This window comes from Gammaproteobacteria bacterium (assembly GCA_028819075.1).
In the GTDB taxonomy this organism is placed as follows: Bacteria; Gemmatimonadota; Gemmatimonadetes; order Longimicrobiales; family Gaopeijiaceae; genus BD2-11.
In genome coordinates this window covers 70,005-92,655 of record JAPPMM010000049.1, presented here as the reverse complement: position 1 = coordinate 92,655, position 22,651 = coordinate 70,005, and the positions used below count along the sequence as shown (strand labels likewise).

Annotated in this window: 15 protein-coding genes; 3 read left to right on the top strand and 12 right to left on the bottom strand. The window is 68.4% G+C overall.

Annotated features, from left to right (window positions below):
• Window positions 1-144 precede the first annotated feature (144 nt).
• From OXU32_13505 to OXU32_13485, 5 genes are all read right to left on the bottom strand, one after another.
• A complete protein-coding gene (locus OXU32_13505) occupies window positions 145-1,458 on the bottom strand; it encodes a hypothetical protein (protein MDE0074969.1) in 1,314 nt (437 codons plus the stop codon).
• On the bottom strand, window positions 1,455-2,714 hold the full coding sequence (locus OXU32_13500; protein ID MDE0074968.1) for an amidohydrolase/deacetylase family metallohydrolase: 1,260 nt from the start codon (window positions 2,712-2,714) through the stop codon (window positions 1,455-1,457). Before OXU32_13500 ends, OXU32_13505 begins: the two co-directional genes overlap by 4 nt.
• Window positions 2,715-2,969: 255 nt before the next feature.
• Window positions 2,970-4,340 (bottom strand): RagB/SusD family nutrient uptake outer membrane protein, encoded by a 1,371-nt coding sequence (locus OXU32_13495; protein MDE0074967.1) that lies wholly within the window; start codon window positions 4,338-4,340, stop codon window positions 2,970-2,972.
• A 12-nt stretch (window positions 4,341-4,352) separates the two neighbouring features.
• A complete protein-coding gene (locus OXU32_13490) occupies window positions 4,353-7,319 on the bottom strand; it encodes a TonB-dependent receptor (GenBank protein ID MDE0074966.1) in 2,967 nt (988 codons plus the stop codon).
• Between the two features lie 206 nt (window positions 7,320-7,525).
• On the bottom strand, window positions 7,526-8,068 hold the full coding sequence (locus OXU32_13485) for a hypothetical protein (GenBank protein MDE0074965.1): 543 nt from the start codon (window positions 8,066-8,068) through the stop codon (window positions 7,526-7,528).
• 101 nt (window positions 8,069-8,169) lie between these two features.
• Between OXU32_13485 and OXU32_13480 the strand changes: the two genes are divergently transcribed.
• From OXU32_13480 to OXU32_13470, 3 genes are all read left to right on the top strand, one after another.
• Window positions 8,170-9,147 carry a squalene/phytoene synthase family protein gene (locus OXU32_13480; GenBank protein ID MDE0074964.1) on the top strand — a complete coding sequence of 326 codons (978 nt, stop codon included), beginning with the start codon at window positions 8,170-8,172 and terminating at the stop codon, window positions 9,145-9,147.
• Window positions 9,144-10,295 (top strand): aminotransferase class V-fold PLP-dependent enzyme, encoded by a 1,152-nt coding sequence (locus OXU32_13475; GenBank protein MDE0074963.1) that lies wholly within the window; start codon window positions 9,144-9,146, stop codon window positions 10,293-10,295. Before OXU32_13480 ends, OXU32_13475 begins: the two co-directional genes overlap by 4 nt.
• A 108-nt stretch (window positions 10,296-10,403) precedes the next feature.
• On the top strand, window positions 10,404-13,037 hold the full coding sequence (locus OXU32_13470; GenBank protein ID MDE0074962.1) for a zinc-dependent metalloprotease: 2,634 nt from the start codon (window positions 10,404-10,406) through the stop codon (window positions 13,035-13,037).
• Window positions 13,038-13,047: 10 nt separating this feature from the next.
• Here OXU32_13470 and OXU32_13465 read toward each other — a convergent pair whose 3' ends face one another.
• The 7 genes from OXU32_13465 to selD form a co-directional block, all read right to left on the bottom strand.
• Complete coding sequence (locus OXU32_13465; GenBank protein ID MDE0074961.1) at window positions 13,048-14,340, bottom strand: TonB-dependent receptor; 1,293 nt, start codon at window positions 14,338-14,340, stop codon at window positions 13,048-13,050.
• A 120-nt stretch (window positions 14,341-14,460) separates the two neighbouring features.
• Entirely contained in the window at window positions 14,461-15,882 is a 1,422-nt protein-coding gene (locus OXU32_13460; GenBank protein MDE0074960.1) for an MATE family efflux transporter, read from the bottom strand.
• A gap of 21 nt (window positions 15,883-15,903) precedes the next feature.
• Window positions 15,904-16,659 (bottom strand): succinate dehydrogenase/fumarate reductase iron-sulfur subunit, encoded by a 756-nt coding sequence (locus OXU32_13455; protein ID MDE0074959.1) that lies wholly within the window; start codon window positions 16,657-16,659, stop codon window positions 15,904-15,906.
• Window positions 16,659-18,470, bottom strand: coding sequence for a fumarate reductase/succinate dehydrogenase flavoprotein subunit (locus OXU32_13450; GenBank protein MDE0074958.1), 1,812 nt, complete (start codon window positions 18,468-18,470; stop codon window positions 16,659-16,661). Before OXU32_13450 ends, OXU32_13455 begins: the two co-directional genes overlap by 1 nt.
• Window positions 18,470-19,309 (bottom strand): succinate dehydrogenase, encoded by an 840-nt coding sequence (locus OXU32_13445; GenBank protein ID MDE0074957.1) that lies wholly within the window; start codon window positions 19,307-19,309, stop codon window positions 18,470-18,472. The genes OXU32_13450 and OXU32_13445 overlap by 1 nt, the downstream gene beginning before the upstream one ends.
• 186 nt (window positions 19,310-19,495) lie before the next feature.
• The gene (locus OXU32_13440) at window positions 19,496-20,209 is read right to left on the bottom strand and encodes a uracil-DNA glycosylase (GenBank protein ID MDE0074956.1); all 714 of its coding nucleotides are present in this window, start codon (window positions 20,207-20,209) and stop codon (window positions 19,496-19,498) included.
• 28 nt (window positions 20,210-20,237) lie between these two features.
• Window positions 20,238-22,553 (bottom strand): selenide, water dikinase SelD, encoded by a 2,316-nt coding sequence (gene selD, locus OXU32_13435; protein MDE0074955.1) that lies wholly within the window; start codon window positions 22,551-22,553, stop codon window positions 20,238-20,240.
• Between the last annotated feature and the right edge of the window lie 98 nt (window positions 22,554-22,651).

The following is a 22,651-nucleotide window of genomic DNA, read 5'->3' as shown; positions in this document are numbered from 1 at the left end:
TTGTCAACTTGGTGAAAATGTGATTAGAAATCTGGTGAAAATGCTATTATCACCATGGTGAAACCTACGTTGGACCGTCTTGGGACACAAGGATCAAGCGCCCGTTCAGAAAAACCGGGCGCTCTGTGACGTCGCGCGGTTGCCCTACCCTGGCTGCCCGAAGATCTCAGGCTTGGTGTCGCGCAGGATCGAGAGGATGGCGTCGCGGTCGCCCGCGGAGAGATGCGCGAAATCCCGGCCGCCCTCCTCGCCGCGGAGGATGCTGAGGATGCGCCCGTCGACGTAAGCGCGCGCCTGGGCCGGGAGGGCGTCGTATTCGGGCGAGTGGGTCAGGTAGCTCAGCGGGTGGCGGAAGAGGCGGGTGCGCAGATCCAGGTCGCGGAGGGAGCGGCCCTGCGCGTCCCTGCGGCCGCCGACCGTGAAGTCGGCGGCGAAGGCAGAGGTGCCCTCGATGGGGTCCTCCAGACGCGGGGTGCCCACGAAGAACAGAGCGCGCACGAGCGACTCGCCAAGGCCCTCGACCAGGCGGGTGGTGCGTGGAGACATCTCGCCGGGGGGCAGGCCCTCCTGCTCGTCGTCGTGAAGGCGGGTGCGGACGCGGTATCCCACCAGGGTGATGAGGTTTTGCACGGTAGTCTGGTGCTCGGCCACCAGCAGGGCAACGATGTCGCTGTGGGCGCCGAGGTAGGGCGTGAGGTCGATGAACTCGCTGAGATCCGTGAGATTGCCGCCCGCGGTCAGGGAGTCGCCTCTGCGGCCGAGGGCGACGTTCCCCATGTGGAGCTGGTCGCCGTGCGTGCCGGTGACGTACCATCCGCCCCAGCGTTCCCTGATGGGGGTGGTGTCGGTGGTGACCTGCCACAGCTCGTGGGAGGCCAGCTGGCCGTTCTCGTCGGTCGGCCCGGAGCCCATGATGTGCCGGGGCACCCCGCCCCCGGTGAGCGAGTAGGAATCGTGGCACTGGAGGCAAAGGCCGGTCTGGCGGCGGATGCGGGGCCCGTCCTCCCCGTCCGGCTCCAGGTTGTAGAAGACCGGTCCCAGCTCCGGGTCCTGCGCGGAGATTTCAAGGCCGTCCGCCCCCGGCGTCCAGGCGACGTAGACGCGGTCGTTGAAGTAGATGGCGCGCGGGGTCTCGGGCCAGATGAGCCGCGCCAGCAGGCTGGTCTTGGAGAAGACCAGCATCTGGGAAGAGACGGGGATGCGGAGTTCGCGCAGGACGGCGGCCAGATAGGCGCTCGGGCCCTCGCGGTCGAGGGTCACTTCCCCGCTCTCCAGGCCGCGGGCGAGGACGGCCACCGGGTCGGTGGTCTCGCCGGTTGCGTAGGGGATGGTGGGGTATTGGGTGTCGTAGGGGAGCTGCGGGGTGGTGAGGATGGGAAGGGGGGCGGCGGAGGTGCCCATCGGGATGGCGAGGGCGAGCAGGATCGCAACCGTGGCCAGGGAGCGGACGGACCTCATCGCGTGATCGCCCCGTAGGGCCGTCCGGCCCGCATGGCCGCGTACGGCACCAGGCGCCGCGCAGCCGTCCGGCGCTTGCCTCCGGAGTCCACCAGTTCGTAGTCGCCCTCCACCATCTGGAAGACGGAGAGATCCGCCACGGCGCCCTCTCGCAGGGTGCCCAGCTCTTCCCCGAAGTCGAAGATGCCCGCGGGGGTGGAGGTGGCGCAGCGGATCACCTCCTCCAGGGACATGCCCATGTGCAGGAACTTGGTCAGGGTGGTGGGCAGGCCGAACACCGGGCCGAGCGCGTTGCCGCGGTGCACGTCGCTGGAGATGGCCGCGAGCCGGATGCCCTGGCCAAGGGCGCGCTCGGCGACGTCGAAGTCCAGGTTGCCGCGGCCGTGGCCGATGTCGAGGTGGATGCCTCGCTCCACCGCCTCCAGCACCTCCGGGTAGACGTTGCCGGCATCGTCGAGGATGCTTCCGCTGCGCCGCAGGGCATGGGTCACCACGTCACCGGGGCGGAGCAGCTCCAGGATGCGCGGGAGGGGAGAGGTTTGTCCGCCGATGTGCACCATGATGGGCACGCCGGCGCCCTCCGCGGCCAGGCGGGTGAGGCGCATGACCTCCAGGTCGTTGCCGCCCGGGATGCCGGCCAGCATACGCACCTTGAGGCCCACGATCACGTCCCGGTTGGCCTCCACGGTTGCGACGATGGCGTCCGGGTCGATGTACGCCAGGTCGGCCAGCTCGTTGGAGATGGTCATGCCCGGGCTGGACACGTTGAGGAGGGCGTACACGCGCGTTCGCGCGGGCGCCGCCACATAGGTCCTGAAGCCCGGGAAGGTGGTGGCGCCCGACGAGCCGGCGTCGACGACGGTGGTGACCCCCCTGGCGATCCCCACCACGTCCGGCTCGATGGAAACACCCGAAACGCCGTCGTAGACGTGCACGTGAACGTCGATGAGGCCCGGGGTGACGATCATGCCATGCGCGCGCACCACTTGGCGGCCCTCGGTCTCGGCGATGCGTTCGGCGACGCGCGCCACCCGCCCGCCGGTGATGCCGATGTCGCGGCGTCCGTCGATCCCCTCGGCCGGATCGATCAGCCGGCCGCCGACCACCACCGTGTCGAACTGGCGTTCCTGCCACGGGCGCAGCGGGAACGGCAGCGCCAGGACAAGGCCAGCGCTCGCGGCGCCGGCGACGAACTGGCGGCGGGTTGTGTTGGACCTCGGCGGACGGAGCGGCGACGCTTCGAATGCTCCCGTCATTGCCGCCGGATCTCCGCCTTCGGTGCAGGCGAACTGAAGGAGCGGAGACGCGCGGCATGGTCCTTTCGCCTTCGGATGCTCCTCGGGTTTGGTTGGATCGCGCATTGTTCACCTCCCGAGTCCGTTGCGGCGCCCATGATCACCGCGTCACCCGTTCCCTCTAAGGCTCGACACCCGGGCAATATACGCGAAACGGCTGCCGGGAGCCCGCAGGCCCCCGGCAGCCGCCGCGACTACCTCGTCCGAAGCTGTCGATCAGGTGCCGCCGAGCTCCGGGATGTTGGGGTTGCGTTCGCGCTCCGAGTTGGGGACGTCGAAGCAGAGGCGCGCCTGATTGTTGATGAGGGTGCCGCGCTCGTTGTCGCTGAAAATCTCGGAGATACGCTCGAAGTCGGGCAGCTCCAGGTCGCCGGGCGTGTTGTTCTCCTCCCAGCGCCTCTGGTCACCCAGCGTGCGCGCCTCCAGGAAGAGTTCGATCGCCCGCTCCCGCTTGAGGTACGTCCAGGCCCCTTCCAGGCTCATCGCATCCCGCGGCTCCAGCGGCATGCCACCCGGATGCAGCATGGTCTCGTTGGTGGTGTAGGTGGCGCGCAGGTTGTTGATGGTGGTCATCGCCGCCTGCCAGTTGCCGTTCGACAACTGGGCCTCGGCTTCGATGAGGCGCATCTCGCGGCCGCTTGCCACCCGGAAGCCGTCGTTGGGATCGTCGTACTTGGTCTGGTTGAACCAGGGAGTCTGTCCGTATCCCAGGAGCGAGGCGTTCGACCAAGGGAAGTTGGGATCCTCGAACCACTCCGCGCGCGGATCCCCGGTTTCCTGATAGTAGCCGGACGCGCGGATGGGCGCCCCGCCGGCCGCCATGTCGGGCTGCGGTCCGTAGTAGGTGTTCCACATGGTGAAGGCGAGATATGGCTGCCTGCCGTTGGCCCACATTATGGTGTTGCGCGTGGCGGCCACGTTTGCGTCCGACGCCACATAGTAGTCGAAGCTGTTGGGGACGGCTCCGGCGTCCGACGCCGCACCACCCCAGTCACCCAGGAAGGCGCGCACTGAGGCACGGCCCGCAGTGGCCGCCATCCTCAGGGTTTCGCCGGGATTCAGGGCCAACGCCGCGCTGAACTGCTCTTCGGCCCGCCTCAGATAGTCCGATCCGGGGAGCAACTCCGATCCATCGATGACCGCCTCGCACCAGTTCTCTCCGAGCAGCCGGTTGGAGAATCCAGCCCAGACGTTCGCCTGCGCGACGATCTCCGAGTCAACGGGATCTTCCGATTCTGCGAACAGCTTGAGAGCCGTCTCGGCGATGAAGCGGCCCTGCTGGGCGTCGTTGAATTGGCCGCCTCTCCCACCGGGCTGAAGGAAGCCTCCCTGCTCCAGTACGTTATGCCCATAGGCGCCGGTCTGGCCTCCGGGCATGATCTGTCGGGTTACGAGCGCCCCCGTGTATCCGATCCAGCCGATGCCTTCGTTCAGCCTGCGCTGGGACCCGTTGACCAGCCCTTCGCGCGATTCCTCGCGGACCAGGAACTCGTCTTGGATGGGACCGGGGTTGATGACTTCGCACGCCGAGAGTGCGAAGACGGTGACCAGGAGGGCAGCACTCCGGAATGCTTTCTTGATGTTCATTGTGTCCTTCCCCTAGAACGTGATCCGGAGGGATGCGTGCAGCGTGATCGGCGCCGGCACGGACTCCTCGAAGTTATACCCCAACTGCCTCTGACCGCCCGTGGGATCACCGGTCAACTCCGGATCCATGAACGGCATCTCCTTCCGCCACAGGTACGAGTTGCGCAGGGCGAGCGTGAAGGTCGCGTTGCTCACTCTCTCCGGGAACACGGCGTCCACCGGAATGGTAGCGCTCACGCTGCGCAGCTTGAAGAAGTCGCCCTTCCACATGTAGCCCTCGCCCTCACGCGGATTACAGCGGGCGCGGAAGAGGGCCGGCGTGTCCGGCTTCAACTCGATCGAGCTCTGCGGGTTCACGTACCACGGGAAGCAGAGGTGGGAGCGGACGCTCCGGCTGATGGACCAGACGGCCTCGTTCATGTAGAAGCCGCCCTTGAACTCGCCGTTGGCGGAGAGGGTGATGTTGCCCGGCGCGCGGACCGTCATGTTCCCGCCGATGAACGTGGTCGGCAGGTTGGGGCCATAGTTCACCGCATCTTCGTTGAAGATCGCCTGAGACTCGGTGCAGACCCGGTCGAGGCAGTAGTTGGGCGCCGCGATTTCATCCGGGTTTCTGACCATCAGGTCCCGCCGGTTGCTCAGCGGGCATCCTTCGTCACCGTTCGGTCCGCAGTCCATACGCAGGGAACTGGTCGGCGGAATGCCGAGCTCCAGCACCTTGGAGTGATTGGTGGTCAACGACCCGCCAATGTCCACTCCCCAGTTGGCCGATTCCAACACCGTCAAGCCCATTTCAACCTCGATCCCCTGGTTCTGGATCCTGCCGATGTTGGTGAGCTGGCTATTGGTGAAGCCCGTGGAAGGAATCTGGGGGACATCGAGGAGCGCGTCGTTGGTGGTCTGACGATAGGCCGTGAAGGTGGTGGTGAGCCGGTCGCCCAGCCACGACGCGTCGAATCCGGCCTCGATCTCTTCGGTGACCTCCGGACCGACCTCGTCGTTACCCACGTTCGCGGGTACGAACGCCGGTACGCCGGCCAGACCGGCCGGGGTCCAGGTACGCACGGCGTCGAAGGCGCCGGGCGCACGGCCGGACTGGCCGTAGGCGGCGCGCAGCTTGAACTCGCCCAGATCCGGCCAGAACCCTTCGTCGGAGATGATCCAGGACGCGCTCGCCTTGGGGTACACCTGGAGCCCGAAGCCCTTGCCGAAGGCGCTGTTGCCGTCGACGCGCGTTCCCACCGTAATGAAATAGCGGTCTGCAACGTCAAAGACGTTCTGGAAGAAGAAGCCGGCATTCCAGATCTTGGAGCGCGCCTCGTGGGCCTGGGTGAGGGCGGCGGATTCGAGGGTGGGGTCGGCGGCGCCGGGGAAGTTCTCACCGAAGCCTTCAACCAGGCGGTCATCGTCGCCGGTGGCCTGGCCGCCCCAGGAGAAGTTCGAACTGATCGAGGACGTCAGGTCGAAGCTGTAGGTCCCGACGTAGTCGAAGGAAAGGACGCGGTTCTGGAAGGTGTTGTTGAGCAACGCTCCCTGTGGTACCTGCCTCCACGCGTAGGGGCGCAGGTTGCGGTGCTCCTGAGTCGAGAAGTCGTACCCGACCGTGAAGCGGTTGGTGAGGCTCTCCAAGGGCGCATAGGTGATTGTGGCGCCAGTGGTGAGCCGCTCGACATCCTGGTTGAGCTGCTGGTCCATCAGCTCGTTGAGGACCGCGGGATCGCCGGTACCGAAGTAGTTCCTCTCCGCCCGGAAGGCGTTGAGGGTGATGCCCTGGGCGTTGTTCTGCCCGTTGGTCATCGTGAGGGCGTTGGCCGCGTACGCCGTGTTCCACTGGATGGTCAGATTGTTTGCGGGCGTAATCGTGAAGTTCGCGCGAGTATGGTACTTCTTCTGGCTGTCATTCGTCATGTAGCCCTGTTCATCCAGGAAGCCGCCCGAGATGAAATACTGGAGGTCCTGCCTACCGCCCCTGACGGAGAGCGAGTAGTCCAGCGTGAAGGGCGAGCCCGGATGATACTCGCCGCAGCTGAACGGCCCGGTGCAGATCCAAGGACCCATGTTGATGTACGGGTCGGCGCCGGGAGTGTCCACGCCGAACTTGCGGCTCCAGGCACTTCCGGCCTTGACCTCGGCCGTCCACACGGGAGCTCCGACCGAGCCACGCTTCGTGAAGACCTGGATGACGCCCGCGGAGGCCTCGGTGCCGTACAGGGTGGTCGCCGCCGATCCCTTGATGACCTCGATGCGCTCGATGTCGTTGGGATTGATGTTGTCGAGCGGACTCACAGCGATGTTGCCGCTCCGGCCGCCACGACGATCCGGCGGGTTCGCATCCGGCAGCGGGTCGCTGCGCATGCGCACCCCGTCGATGTAGATGAGCGGGTGGTTGGAGAGCTCCACGCTGCTCGCGCCCCGCAGGCGAATGATCTTCGCCTGGCCGACGCCGCCGCCCCCGTATACCTCCAGTCCCGGTGCCTGCGATTGCAGGATGTCGGATACGAGCACCGGACGGTCGGGCACCTCGGCCACGTTGATCTGCGCGATGGTGTTGCCGATCTCGCGCTGGCGGGCCGCGCCGGCCGTGCCGGTCACGACGATCTCGTCGAGGCCGAGCGCCTCTTCGGTGAGTGTGAAGTCCTGCACCACGGTCTCGCCGGCGGCCACGGTGATCTGCGCCGTGGACGAGCCCAGGCCGATGCGCTCGGCACGCATCTCGTAGCTGCCCGGGGGGACGTTGAGCAGCACGTAGCGCCCGTTTTGCCGGGTGAGGCTTCCGACGCCGGTGTCGGTCAGGAAGATCTGGACCTCACCGAGCGGTGCTCCAGAGCCCTCCATCGTTACCTGGCCGGTAACCCGTCCGGGCTCCTGTGCCGCCGCGGGCAGTGCCGCCGCGAGGAGGAGCGCCGGAAGCACGACCAGGGCGCGCCGCCACCCCTTGGTTCGCGCGGTGGTTGTGAGTACGAACCTTCGATTGCTCATGACATCCTCCGTTGAGGGAAACACACAAGTGTTGTCGTGTTCTGGCATGCCTCCGCAACCCGCCACGCCGTACTGGCGCGGCCTTGCGATGACACAATCAGCTACAACCTAGCAGAGTAGGCGACAGCAGCCCCTGCCGTCAAGCTACAAGGCCGCCTTGGTACAGCCATCGAACTGGCGGGCCGAAAGGTGGGATTCGGCGCTCGTCAGCCTCCGAAGCGGATGGTGAAGACGCGGCGGCCGCGATCCTCCACCGTGTCAACGGGTGGGTTGATCGCGTCGGGCTGACGGGCATCGTTCAGGATGAAGACGATGAGCCCGGTGATGACGGCCGCGGTACCCCCGACCAGCGCGCCCGTCTTCGCCCGGCTGAGCTCCTGGCGTTCGATCTGCACGATCTCGCCCGCGGGAACCCGGATATCCTGCCCCAACTGCGAGCTGTGGAAGCCCACCTGCCGCCGAACCGTGGGGATGCGCACATAAAAGTCGGCGTCGGTCCGGCGCACGAACTCACCGGAGAGCACGGGCTCGAACAAAGTGTTCAGCGCATCCTCGTTGCCGGCCTCGTTTATCGCGTCCACGCCCGCCCGCGTCAGGAACAGCCGCACCGATTCGCCGGGCGGCACCGCTCCGATCTCGGTGGGCACGTAGTTGAAGCAGCCGGTGGTGGTGGAGAGCACCAGGACGGCGGCGAGGTGTCGAAAGTAGTGATTCGGCTTCATCGGCAGCGGGCTGATTGAGGTTCCCACAACATTAATCCTGTCACCGTTGGGCCGGCAACGATGGATCGGCCACTGCAGCGCCGCGCGACCGGCGTTGACGCCCGCGACCGGGGCGCCGACAATCCACCATGGCCTCGCTCCAGGAACTCCTCGTCGCCTCCAGCCGCACCTTCGCCGTTGGCATCCGGATCCTTCCCGAGCCGCTGAGGACCGAAGTCACCGTTGCCTATCTCCTGCTGCGGGTTTCCGACTACCTGGAAGACAACCGCGAGCTGCGTACGAACGAAAAGGTCGCCCTGCTTCAGAACTGGCGGCGTGTCCTCGCGGGAGACGGCGAGCGACGAGCATTGGTCGAGCGCCTGCGGGAGGCCCGCGACGACACTCCGGACGCGCTCGTGGCGCGTCACGCGGCGACGGTCCTCGCCGGACTCGAACGGCTCGCCGCGCCCGCCAGGGAAATCCTCATCCGCCGCGTGGGCGAATCGAGCGCCGGGATGGCGCGCTGGACGGAGCGCGGATCCCGCTTCGAGACCGAGGCCGATCTCGACGACTACATGCACGAGGTGGCCGGACGCGTGGGTCATCTCCTTACCGAGCTGTTCACGTTGCGGCTTCCGGGGACGCGGAACGCACGCAAGCGGATGATGCCGCTCGGGCGCGAGTTCGGGCTGGCGCTGCAAACGGTGAACGTCATCCGCGGGCTGCACGAAGACCGGGATCGCGGGTGGGTCTATGTGCCTGCCGCATTTGTTCCCGATCCGCGCATTCACCCGAGCCAGCTCTTCGACCCGGCGAACCTGGACGCGGCCATGGCCGTCCTCGCGCGGCTGGTCACGAAGGCCGACGGGCACCTGGCCGCGGCCCGGGCCTACATCCGGCTCATCCCGAGACGCTACCACCGGGTTCGGCTGTTCTGCCTGCTGCCGCTGCTCTTCGCGGTACGCACGCTGGCCATCAGCCGGGCCAACCCGGACGTTCTCAGGCGGGAGACCAAGATGACGCGGCGGGAGGTGAAGGCCATCACACGCCGGGCCGTGGTGCTGGGTTTCTCGAATGGGTGGATCGAACGTTACTGCACGCAACTCGCAACCGCCCCGACCCCATGACATCTCTTGCGTCCTTCCGCGACGAGTTCCCGGTCTCCCGCACCCACATCTTCCTGAATCATGCGGGCGTGGCGCCCACCTCGACGCGCGTCGTGCGGGCGGTGCATCGCTTCATGGATTCGATCGCGCGCGAGGGCCGGCCCGACTTCGACGCCTGGGAGTCGGTGGCGCAGCGCTGCCGGGAACGGTTCGCGCGCCTGATCGGGTGCGAGGCGGACGAGGTCGCGTTCGTGCGCAACACCTCGCACGGGCTGTCGCTGCTCGCGTCCGGGCTGGACTGGCGGCCCGGAGACCGGGTCGCGGCGGCGGCATCGGTGGAGTACCCCTCCAACGTATACCCCTGGATGGACCTGGACCGGCGAGGCATCGCGGCGCTCGACGTGATCCCCGTGGACGGCGCCGGGACCGTGACGGTGGACGCCGCGGAGCGGGCGCTCGGTCCCGGCAGCCGTGTATTGGCGGTCAGTTCCGCCCAGTACGCAACGGGCGCGGTCACCGACCTGGCCGGGGTGGGGCGGCTGTGCCGGGAACGCGGGGTGCTCCTCTGCGTGGACGGCATCCAGACGGTGGGCGCCCTGCCCATTGACGTGAAGGAGGCGGGGGTGCACTTCCTGTCCGCGGACAGCCACAAGTGGATGCTCGGCATGATGGGCATCGCTGCGGTGTTCGTGGACCGCTCGGTGGTCGGACGGATTCATCCGCCGCTGCTCGGCTGGCGCAGCACCACCGACGCCTTCAATTTCGACAGGGTCCACTTCGAGCTTCTGGACCACGCGGGGCGCTACGAGGAGGGAAGCCTCGCGTACCCGCTTATCGCCGGCTTCGGCGCCGCCCTCGAACTGCTCGAGGAAGCCGGGATCCCCGCCATCGCCGGGCACGTGTGCGCGCTGGTTGCCGATCTCGGTGAGCGCCTGGAGCGGCTCGGCTGCGTTGCCACGCCCGAGGCCGGGAGCCGGCGCCACATTCTGACCTTCCGCCACCCCGATCTCGACAACGAGACGCTGCTCGCCGGACTCGAGCGGGCCGGCGTGGTCGCGTCGCTCCGGCGGGCGCGCATCCGGGTGGCGCCGCATCTTTACAACACCCATGAAGAGATGGGACGAGTGGCGGACGCGGTGGGCGCGCTGCTCCCCGCGAACGTCAGGTAGCCCCTGGACAGGAAGAAGCACATCGAAGCCGGGACGAGCACCGAAGCAAAGACGAGTACTGCAGGGCGAACGAGCCCTGGGGAGGACCGAACCATGAGGAGAAAGGGGATGAGACAAGCGACGACCACGCCGATCTCGGCGATGACAAGGAAGTGGACAGACCTGGGCATTGCGCTTGCGCTGACCCTGCTCACGACCGCGTTGGTATCGAGCACGGCGGCTGCGCAGAATCGTCAGAGCGACGACGCGCTGCCCACCATCGAAGACAGAACCGGCTCGATGGAGCTCATGGACGGCTTCCTGCCCATGTACTGGGATGATGCCGGCGGCAGGATCTGGCTGGAAATCGCCCAGTGGGACACCGACGTGTTGCACGCCTCCGGGATCGGTGCGGGTCTCGGGTCGAACGACATCGGCATCGACCGGGGGCAGTTGGCCGGTTCGCGCGTGGTGCGCTTCCATCGCGTGGGCCCGAAGGTGCTGATGATCCAGCCCAACTACCGCTTCCGCGCATCCAGCGACAACGCCGCCGAGCGGAAAGCGGTGGAGGACGCCTTCGCGCCCTCCACGCTGTGGGGCTTTGACGCGGCCGCGCAGACCGGCGACCGCGTGCTGATCGACTTCACGCCCTTCCTGCTGCAGGACATCGCCGGCTTCGCTGGACGCCTGCGGCCGGGCACCTACCGGCTGGACCAGAGCCGGAGCGCAGTCTACCTGCCGATGGTGATGAACTTCCCCGAGAACACGGAGATGGAGGCGTCGCTGACCTTCGTGCGCCAGGACGGAGGGATGGCCGGCGGCCGCTTCGGAGGCGGCGGGGGTGGCGCCTTCGAGGGGGTCGGCAATGTCGCGGCCAACGCCGGCGCGGCTACGGTGCGGATGCACCATTCCTTCATCCAGTTGCCCGAGCTGGGCGAATACACGCCCCGCGCGCACGACTCCCGCTCCGGCTACGGCGGCATGTCCTTCCAGGACTACTCCGCAGCGCTGGACGAGCCCATGACCCAGCGCTTCATCCGCCGGCACCGCCTGGAGAAGCGCGATCCGACCGCAGCCATGAGCGAGCCTGTGGAGCCGCTCGTCTATTATCTGGATCCCGGGACGCCGGAACCCGTCCGATCCGCGCTGCTGGACGGCGCGCGGTGGTGGAACCAGGCCTTCGAGGCGGCCGGCTTCATCGACGCCTTCCGGGTGGAGATCCGGCCCGAAGACGTGAGCAGCCACGACGTGCGCTACAACGTCATCAACTGGGTGCACCGGTCGACGCGCGGGTGGAGCACGGGGGGCTCGATCACCGATCCGCGCACGGGCGAGATCCTCAAGGGAAACGTGACCCTGGGCTCGCTGCGGGTGCGCCAGGACTACATGATCGCCGAAGGGCTGCTGGCGCCTTATGAGAACGGCGATGAGGACGTGCAGGACATCGCGGAGTGGGCGCTGGCGCGCATCCGTCAGCTGTCGGCCCACGAGGTGGGGCACACGCTGGGGCTGGGGCACAACTACTACGACAGCGACGTCGGACGCATCTCGGTGCTGGACTACCCCCATCCGCTGATCACCTGGGACGGCAGCGAGTTCGACTACTCGGAGGTGTACGACACCGACATCGGCGAGTGGGACAAGGTCGCGATCCGGTACGGATACTCCGACTTCCCGCCCGGGACGGACGAGACCGCGGAGCTAAACCGGATCCTGGACGAGGCGTGGGAGCAGGATGTCCGCTATTTGACCGGCCAGGACGCCTCGGCGCACGCGCGGGTCGACCAGTGGTCGAACGGGACGGACGCCGGAGCCGAGCTCGACCGAATGCTCGACGTGCGGCGCGCGGCCATGGACCGCTTCGGCGAGCGCGTGATCCGCAAGGGCATGCCGATGGCGCAGATGGAGGAGGTGCTGGTGCCCCTCTACATGCACCATCGCTACCAGGTGACCGCCGCCGCCTCGGTATTGGGCGGGATGCACTACACCTATGCGACACGCGGCGACGGACTGGAACCGGTGCGGTCGGCCTCGGCGGACGAGCAGAAGCGGGCGCTGGACGCGCTGGTGCGGTCGTTGCAGCCGGCCGAACTGACCATCCCGGCGAAGGTTCTGGACGATTTGCCGCCCCGGCCCGCCGGCTACGGACGCACCCGCGAGCTCTTCCCGCGCTACACGGGGTCGATGTTCGACGCGGTGTCGCCGGCGGTGGTCGCGAGCGCCCACGTGGTGGGCGAGGTGCTGGAGCCCAGCAGGGCGGCGCGCCTGCTTGAACAGAACGCGCTCGACGGGTCGCTGCCGGGCCTTGGCGACGTAATCGGCGCGCTCACGGCGGTGGGCGACCCGAACGCGGCGGACTCGCCCTACGAGGCAGAGGTGCGGCGCGCCATCGGCCGGGTGGTCGCGGACGGGCTGATGAGCCTCGCCGGCGCGGCCGCCATGCCCCAGGTGAGGGCGGTCGCGGCGCAGCACCTTGGGTGGCTCGGGGACGCGGCCGAGGGCCGGTCGATGGGCGACGACCACAACGCCGCCCACTTCGCCCTGCTGGCACGAGACATCCGGCGCTTCGAGGAGCGGCCCCACGAGCCGTGGGCACCGCTGGTGACGCCCGATGCGCCTCCCGGGGCCCCCATCGGCAGCGCGCCCATGGACTGGACCGGATTCGGGACGGGGCTCGGGGGCACCCTCGTGGCTCGGGCGGGGCTGGCAGACCTCACCTGGCTGGAGAAGCTGGTGCCGTTCTGCGCCTACGAGCAGTGGTGAGGGGGTCGTCTCAGCGCAGTACGCGGAAGATGCGGTCGGCGAGCGTTGTCATGAGCGGCGTGCCCACCGCCAGCAGGACGATGCCCGCCGTCTCTGCGGAGCGGGCCTCGTTGCTCCTGCCCTCGATGAGCAGGAGGTAGCCGGCGGTCGCCGCCATGGCGCTTCCGAGCGCGGCGGGGAGAAAGCGTCCCTTGGAGCGGTCGGTCTGGCCGGCCCACCCGGCCGAGTAGCCTCCGGCCGCGCTGGGCAGCGCGAGCGCCAGGATGCCCGTGCCCGTCGTCAGGATGCCGGTGCAGCGCGGGCGCAGGCCCCCGAGGCCGGTATCGATTTCAAGACATTGGTTGGCCAGACCGAGGCCGACCGCCAGGCCGACCGCGTTCCCCACGAAGGAGCTGGCGAAGACCCGCTCCCACCCGTAGCGCTCCTCCTCCAGGGACCAGTCGAAGCCGGTAACCAGATTGTCGGCAGCGGCCTCGCGCTGGCGCTGCGGACCGGTCTTGGTCTCCACCAGCAGGGCGCCCCCTCCCGCGGCCATGCCGAACCGCGTCGACGCCTGCAGGGGCGACAGCAACTCCACGCGCGCGATGTCCTCGAGGGGCATCGAGAAGTAGAGCAGAGAGGGCGCCGCCGAGCGGACTCCATCGACATAAACCGACACCTCGTTGCACCCACCTTGCGCCGACGTGGAACGGTATTCGACGCACGAGCCGGTCCTTCCCGATCGTACCCGGAGGCCGGGCAGGTGCTGCGCGAGTACTTCGGACAGACCGAGTCCGCGGCGGGCGGCCTCGCTGAGCTGCGCAGGCCCGACCTCATTGATGGAATGGCCGGTGGAGATCCGCCTCCGCTCCAGCTCCGTGACCGCCTCCACGACCAGGGGCTCGAGTTCGATGGTTCGCGCCGCAAGGCGCACATCGAGACGCAGATCCTCGCCCGGATTTACGGCGATTTCCCGCGACTGGTCGCCGTAGGCCAGATGCTCCACCACCAGGATGTGCGCCCCCTCGGGAACATCCGTGAAACGGAACATCCCGTCGGCATCGGTCACGGTGGAGAGGCCGAGGTCGTGGAGGCGCACGACGACATCGGGGATGGGCCGCGAATTCTCATGCTCGAGCACGCGGCCGGTCAGAGTCCCCGTTTGCTGGGCGGCGGCTGCGGTCACGGACACCAGCGTCAGGACGTACAGCAGGGCTGCGAACGAGGCCGCGCGGGCACACTTGGCGAGCGCGCGCCGCGCCGCAACCGAGAGTCCCGGATGTGCGGCGGTTTGTGCCGGTCGGACCGGCCGGAGGGAAGTCATGCGCGAGCCTGTCGGGGAAAAGCGTGCCAGATCAAAATACCCTGAGCCGATCCGGCGCGTTCCGATACCGGGCTGGGCCCGGGGGATGCCTCCAAAGCTAGCGCTGGCGCACCGTCGCCGCTAACGCCGGGGCGCCGGCGAGGGTCCGATGTCCACCCGGATGTCGCGCCACTTTCCCTGCCGGTAGCGCGCCACGCTCAGGATGCAGCGGGCGGCGTGTCCCAGCAGAATCGCGGTCCAGACGTCGGTGGGTTCAAGACCGCGCATCTGCTGCAGGATCGCCAGCAGGCCGAGCGGAATCACCACCTGGGAGATGATGGAAATGAACAGCGGACTGCGGGTGTCGCCGCTCCCCTGCAGTCCGCCGGTGTATGTAAGCGCGACGGTCACGAAGAGCCCCGAGATGCTCAGGAAGGCCAGCAGCTGGACTCCCAGGCCGGCCACCCGGGGATCCTCCATGCCGAAGATGGAGAGCAAGGCCTCGGGGACGAGCAGAAATATTGTGCCCACGGCGATGGCGACCCCCAGGCCGATGCGCGAAGCGACCCGCACCCCTTGGACGGCCCGTTCCGGATGTCCCGCTCCCAGATTCTGTCCGACCACCGCCCCCGTAGCGCCCATCAGACCCAGCGAGGTCCAGGTAATGAGCGAGAACAGCTGCACGTAGCCGACGGCGTAGGCGGCCTGCGCCTCCGCGCTCAGGGCGAGTGATCCGATGAAGCGGAGCAGCAGCACGCCGCCGAGGTTCATGACCACGCCCTGGATGCCGGCGGGGAGCCCGAACCGGAACAGTTGGCGGATGATCGCCCAGTCCGGCGCCAGGGACATGCCGCGTTCGAAGGAAACCACCGTCCTGTGCGAGAGCAGCAGCCAGAGCACGTACCCGCTCACGATCACTCCGGAGATCACGCTGCCCATCGCCGCGCCCGCGGTGCCGAAGGACGGGATGGGCCCCAGGCCGCGAATGAGGATCACGCTGAAGGTGATGTTGAGGAGGGTCAGGGCCACGCCGAGGCGGAGGGGCGTTCGCGCGTCTCCGGCCGCCCGGAATGCCCCTCCGGCCATGAAGAACATCATGGTGCCGAAGCTGAAGACGAAGAGGATGCGCAGGTAGGGGAGTGCCTCCTGCTGGACTTCTGCGGTCGCGCGCACCAGCCCCAGCAGGGAGGGAGCGAGGAAGTACCCCAGAGGCGCGACGATGCCTACGGACAGAGCCGCGGCCGTGAGGAAGGCCTGGTAGACGGTCCGATTGACCTTGTCCCTGTCGCCCGCGCCGGCGAAACGGGCCACCAGAATGCCCATCCCCGTGAACAGCGAGGACACGAAGGTGATGACGACGAGGTAGATCTGCGAGGACACGCCGATGGCGGCGTTGCCCGCGTAGCCCACGTAGTTGCCGACCATCGCATGGCCGACCACCCCCTGCATGCCGGCGATCACGTTCTGCAGCATGGTCGGCCACGCGAGCATCCATACCGCCAGCGGGACCGGCCCTTCTACGATGCTCCGGTCGAAGGGGCGTCCGCCGGCCCGCCGGGACATGTCGCGAACGACCCGCTGGGGTCAGGCCGGCGTGCCTTTTCTCCGGACGACCCGGAGGAGCTTCGCCAGGGGGTCGTACGCCCGGTCCACGACACGCTCCTTCAGGGGGATGATGGCGTTGTCGGTGATGGTGATGCTCTCGGGACACACCTTGGTACAGCACTTGGTGATGTTGCAGTAGCCCACGCCCTGGTCCTTGCGCAGGGCCTCGAGCCGGTCTCCGGTGTCGAGCGGATGCATCTCCAGCGCCGCGACGTGCACCATGAAGCGCGGCCCGATGAACTCCTCGTGCAGGTGGTGGTCCCTCAGCACGTGACATACGTCCTGGCAAAGGAAGCACTCGATGCACTTGCGGAATTCCATCACCCGGTCGACGTCCTCCTGGAAGATCTCCCAGCTGCCGTCCTCATTGTCGGGCTTGCGGGGCTGGAAGGCGGCGATGTTCTCCTTCACGCGGTAGTTCCAGGAGACGTCGGTGACCAGGTCGCGCACCAGCGGGAAGGCCTTCATGGGCTCGATGGTGACCGGCTCGTCCATGGGAAGGTCGCTCAGCCGGGTCATGCACATGAGCTTCGGCATGCCGTTCACCTCGGCGGAACACGACCCGCAGCGGCCCGCCTTGCAGTTCCAGCGCACCGCAAGGTCGTTCGCCTGCTCGGCCTGGATCCTGTGGACGGCGTCGAGCACCACCATCCCCGTGGTGGTCTCGATGGTATAGTCCTGGAACCCCCCGGTCTCCCCGTCCCCTCTCCAGACCCTGAACGTGCTCTCGGCCATTATCCCTGTTCCTCGATGATTCGGGTCAGCCGCCCGGGCAGCTCGCGGACCGGTTCCCTGCGACTCTTCATGTTGCCGTCCGCGTCCTTCCACAACACGAGGTTGTAGCGTCCCCAGTCCGGATCCTTGGCGGGGTAGTCGACGCGTGAGTGGGCGCCGCGGCTCTCCCTGCGTCCGATGGCGGCTCGGGTTGCGGCTTCGGAGACCGTGAGCAGACAGTCGAGATCGAGGGCCGTGTGCCAGCCGGGGTTGTACTCCCGGTTGCCGGTCACCGCGACGTTCGCGGCCCGCTCCTTGAGTGCCTCGATCTGCTCGAGCGCCGATGCCAGGTCGTCCTCGGTGCGCACGATCCCGACCTGGTTCTGCATCAGCTCCTGGAGGTCTTCCTGCACCTTATAGGGCCCCTCCCCTCCGTCGTTGGCGAACGGGGCCAGGGAGTGGCGCTCGGCCGCCACGACCTGCTCGGGGTCGAGCGAGGGGGCGGCGCTCTCGCTCGCGAAACGGGCCGCGTACTCGCCGGCCCGCTTGCCGAAGACCAGGAGGTCCGAGAGGGAGTTGCCGCCCAGGCGGTTGGCGCCGTGCAGCCCCGCCGCGCACTCCCCGGCGGCGAACAGGCCGGGCACGTTGGACATCTGCGTGTCGGCGTCCACACGCACGCCGCCCATCACGTAGTGCGTGGTGGGTCCGACCTCCATGGGCTCCTTCGTGATGTCGATGTCCGCCAGCGCCTTGAACTGGTGGTACATCCCGGGAAGCTTCCTGCGGATGTGCGCCGGGGCGTCGGAGATCTTCTCCGAAATCCAGGCGATGTCGAGGAACGCGCCGCCGTGGGGGCTTCCACGTCCCTCCTTCACCTCGCGCACGATGCAGCGGGCGACGTGGTCGCGGGTGAGCAGCTCCGGGGGACGGCGCGCGTCGCGGTCGCCCACCACGTAGCGCCACCCCTCCTCGGGCGAGTCGGCCGTCTGCTCCTTGTAGAGGGCCGGGATGTCGTCGAACATGAATCGGCGCCCCTCGGAATTGCGCAGCACGCCGCCTTCCCCGCGCACCCCCTCGGTGACCAGGATGCCGCGCACGCTCGGGGGCCACACCATGCCCGTGGGATGGAACTGGATGAACTCCATGTCCACCAGCTCGGCCCCCGCGTGGTAGGCGAGGGCGTGCCCGTCCCCGGTGTATTCCCAGCTGTTGGAGGTGATCTGGTAGGCCTTGCCGATCCCTCCGGTGGCGAGCACCACCGCCTTCGCTCCGAAGACCTGGAAGCGGCCCCGCTCGCGGTCGTAGGCGAAGGCCCCCGCCACTCGCCCGCCGTCCAGCAGCAGGCGGGTCACGGTGCACTCCATGAAGACGTCCATGCCCTGGTGGACGCCGTGGTCCTGCAGAGTGCGGATCATCTCCAGGCCGGTGCGGTCGCCCACGTGCGCCAGCCGGGGGTAGGCGTGGCCGCCGAAGTTCCGCTGCAGGATGCGCCCGTCCGGGGTGCGGTCCATGAGCGCCCCCCAGGCCTCGAGCTCCCGCACCCGGTCGGGGGATTCCCGCGCGTGCAGCTCGGCCATGCGCCAGTCGTTCAGGTACTGGCCGCCGCGCATGGTGTCGGCGAAGTGCACCTCCCAGCTGTCGCGCTCGTCCACGTTGGCGAGCGCCGCCGCGACCCCGCCCTCGGCCATGACGGTGTGCGCCTTGCCCAGGAGGGACTTGCACACCAGGCCCACGGAGGCGCCTGCGGCGGCGGCCTCGATGGCGGCCCTCAGCCCCGCCCCGCCTGCTCCGACGATCAGGACGTCGTGTTCGTGCCGCTCGAACTCCGCCATCAGAGGATCCTCCAGTCGGTCCAGATGCCCATGGAGCAGAGGCGCACGTAGACGTCCGCGAAGCCCACCCAGATGAGGCTCATCCACGCCCACAGCATGTGGCGCCGGTTGAAGCAGCTCACGCACCTGTGCGCCTGCTGGCGCACCGGCTTCGAGGAGAGCTTGTCCAGCCCGCCGCCGACCACGTGGCGCAGCGAGTGACACCCAAAGACGTAGCCCGCCAGAAGGACGACGTTGATTGCCAGCACGAGCGATCCGACCCCCACGCCGAACGATTCGCCGCCGCCGGGCGCCTCGAACCAGAAGCCCTTCCAGGCATCGTAGGAGAGGATCACGATGAAGATGAGGGCGATGTAGAGGAAATAGCGGTGGATGTTCTGCACGATCAGCGGGAAGGAGTTCTCGCCCAAATAGACCTTGCGCGGCTCTCCCACGGTGCATGAGGGAGGATCGGCCCAGAAGGCCTTGTAGTAGGCGCCGCGGTAGTAGTAGCAGGTCACGCGGAAGCCCAGCGGGGCCCACAGGATGAGGTAGGCGGGGGACCAGGGGAGCCAGCCCAGCCACGACTCCTCCCACCAGGCCGGGCGCGGCCCCAGCCACGCGTGGTGGGAGTCGCCGAAGAGCTCCGGCGAGTAGTAGGGCGAGAGGTAGTTCCCGAAGGAATAGTACTCACCCTGGAAGATCGCCCAGGTGGTGTAGACGATGAAGGTGCTGAAGACCAGGAAGACCGTCAGCGGCTCCAGCCACCACCGGTCGCGGCGCATGGTGCCGCCGAACGGATTGCGGGCGGCCAGGGAAGTCGGGTTTCGGACCGGAAGCGAGGTCGTGCCTGACGCCATTCCTATCCTCCTGCGAGCGCCCGTGCGGCGCTTCTGTGAGATCGTGGACGGGCCTGCCGGTCGTGGTTGCCGGGCGCGCCCTTCCGCCTTGCCGCGGCGGCTCCGTCGGAGCCCGGGGCGCACGGCTGCAGAAGAATATCCCCGAGGCGGTCATTCGCCAATACGCGACGGGGGCCGGGGTCGCGACTACGGCACCGGATGTGGCTCGCCGCGGTCTCCGATTGCGCAGGCCCGGCTCCAGACGGCGTCGAACATCTCCTCGGTGAGCTTGCCCGTGAAGGTGTTCTGCTGGGAGGGATGGTAGGAGGCCAGCACCGTCAGGCCGGGGCGGATGGGCACCTCGACTGCGTGGCCGAAGCGGGGCACGGGTCTGGGGACGGGCTCGCCTCGGTCACGCAGCAGGCGAAGCACGACCGAGAAGGCGAAGGCGCCGAGCGCGACCACCACGCGCAGATCGGGCAGCAGATCCCATTCGCGTTCGAGGAACAGGCGGCAGGCATCGCGCTCGGCGGTCGTGGGCCGGTTCTTCGGCGGAGCGCACCGTACCGCGGCGGTGATCCAGGTTCCCTTCAGGGTGAGGCCGTCGTCGCGCGAGACCGAGTTCGGCTGCGAGGCGAGGCCGGCCCGGTGGAGCGCCCCGTAGAGCAGGTTGCCCGAAGCATCGCCGGTGAACATGCGCCCGGTCCGGTTGGAGCCGTGCGCGCCCGGCGCCAGCCCCACCACCACCAGCCGGGCCGCGGGGTCTCCGAATCCGGGCACCGGCCGGCCCCAGTACTCCTCGGTGGCGTAGGCCGCCCGCTTCGTGCGCGCGACCCGCTCCCGCCACTCGACCAGGCGCGGGCATCGGCGGCAGGCGCTGACCTCGGTGGCTAGCGTGGCGAGGGGATGAGTGGGGGTCACGATCGGCGGCGGGGGCGGTGATTCGGGCTCATCGCTTGCGTCCAGCGTGGAGGTGCAGCACGCCCGGCTCCCCCGAGGCTTCGTCCTCCGCCAGCACCGTGCCGATCACGACCGCCTGCGGGCAGCCGGCGGCGCGCAGGGCCTTCACGCACGCCTCGGCCCGGCCGGCGGGGACGCTGGCGAGCAGCCCGCCGGCCGTCTGCGGGTCGAAGAGCAATTGGGTGGCGGGGTCCTCAAGCACCTCGGGGGCGGCGCGCACCGAATCGAGCGCGCACAGGTTCTGCTCCTGGAGCGAGGAGAAGATGCCGAGCCGGGCCAGCTCGAGCGCACCGTCCAGGAAAGGCACGCCGGGGAGGCCGACCGACACCTCCACCCCCGAGGCGCGCGCCATTTCAAGGAGGTGGCCGGCGAGGCCGAAGCCGGTCACGTCGGTGGCGGCCGTGGCTCCGTGTTCGCCGAGGATCCGCGCCGCGGCCCGGTGGGACGCCTGCATGGCGGCGAGCGCGGCGTCGATCCACAGGCTCTGCGCCCTGCCCCGCATCTCCGCGGCGAGGATCACGCCGGTGCCGACCGGGCGGGTGAGCACCAGCCGGTCGCCCGCACGCATGCCCGCCTTGCGCAGCAGATCCTCTGCCGGCGCCGTCCCGGTCACGGAGAAGCCCATGGCGAGTTCGCCCCCCTCGCTCGTGTGCCCGCCGACCAGCGCGACCCCGTCGCGCTCCAGAACCTCGAGCGCCCCTGCCATGAGCTGGGTGAGATCCTCCTCCATCTTGTCTTCCGCGGCGAGCGGGAGCGTCACCATCGCCATCGCCGCCAGCGGCTCGGCCCCCATCGCGAAGACGTCGCCGAGCGCGTGATTGGCGCTGATGCGGCCAAAGACGAAGGGGTCCTCGATAAACGAGCGGAAGAAGTCGACGCTCTGCACGGCGACCTGCCCTTCGGGAACCTCGACCACCGCCGCGTCGTCGGGGGCGCCCAGGCCGACCATCACGCGAGGATCATCCTTGGCGCCCAGCCGGGCCAGCGACCGGAAGAGCAGCTCGCTGCCCACCTTGGAGCCGCATCCTCCGCAGCGCATCGCGGGACCGGGGCCGGAAGACGCAACCTGCCCACCAACGCCGTGGAGCCCAGCCTTCGGCGCGCCTCCCGGCGCCGGCTCATCGTCGACCCCTTCCCCATCCATCGATGGCAGCTCGCTGTAGTCGCGAATGAAGCGCCGGTCGATGCGGTCCTTCCAGGCCCAGACCCACCGACCCGCGACCGTCAGCCCGTTGCGGGCGGCGACAGCATGGCGGCGGCCGGTCGAGATCAGGCTCAGGTATTCGCGCTGGGGCCGGAAGCCGGCAAGCGCAGCACCGCGCAGGCGGCGCTCGAGGTTGCGGGCGAGCGGCGGGCCCTGACGAACCGCGAAGACGCCGGCCTTGGGACGCGGATACCCTTCCACCGCGGCGATATCTCCGGCGGCGAAGACATCGGGATGGGACAGGGTCTGCAGGGTGTCGCGCACCCGGATGAAGCCGCGCTCGTCGACTTCAAGACCGGATTGCCGCGGCCAGTCCGGCGCGCCCGCGGTCGTGACCCAGAGCAGTTCGTCGAAGGTGGCGCGGGATCCGTTTCCGAAGTGCAGTCGAGGGCCGTCCACCCGCACCACCCGGTGGTCGGTGTGGACCACGATGCCGTCCTCTTCAAGGATTTGCGCGAAGCGCGCGCGCATGCGCCGCGGGTATGCGGGGAGGATCTCGCTGGAATCGGTAAAGAGCTCAATGCGCACGCTGGTGCGCGGCCGACCGGCGGCTTCCGCGGCCCGGGCGAGCCCGTAGCGGATCGAGAGCGCGAGTTCCACGCCGCCGGCGCCGCCGCCCACGATTCCGATCGAGACCGGGCCGGAACTGCCGGCAACACGCTCGCGGACCCGTGTCCAGCGGGCAAAGAAGCCGTCGATGGGCTTCACCGGAACCACCGAGCCTTCCGCCCCCTCGACCCGCCGCACGCCGGGCGCTGAACCCGTATTCAGCGAGAGCACGTCGAAGGCCACCGCCGGACGCCCCGCGCACATCACCCGCTTGTTTTCGAGATCGATCCCGACGACCCGATCGCGCAGGAAGCGGGCTCGAGCGAAACGAGCCAGCGGAGCCAGGTCGATATGGGCGTCCGCGAACGTGTAGTGCCCGGCGATCAGCCCCGGAAGCATCCCGGAGTAGGGAGCGTTCGATTCCCGCGAGATGAGCGTGACCCGAACTCCGGGCATCGGCTTCATGCCGAAGTGCTTGAGCACGGCGACATGGGTGTGTCCGCCGCCGACCAGCACCAGATCCTTGGTCACCGGTCGAGACGGCGACCCCATGGCACCCCTGTGCATGGCCTGAAGATGCCGCTTCAGCGAGGCGCCGTTCAAGGTTCGGGTCTTCCGGGATGCGCGCGGACCGGGAGTGGGCGACCGCG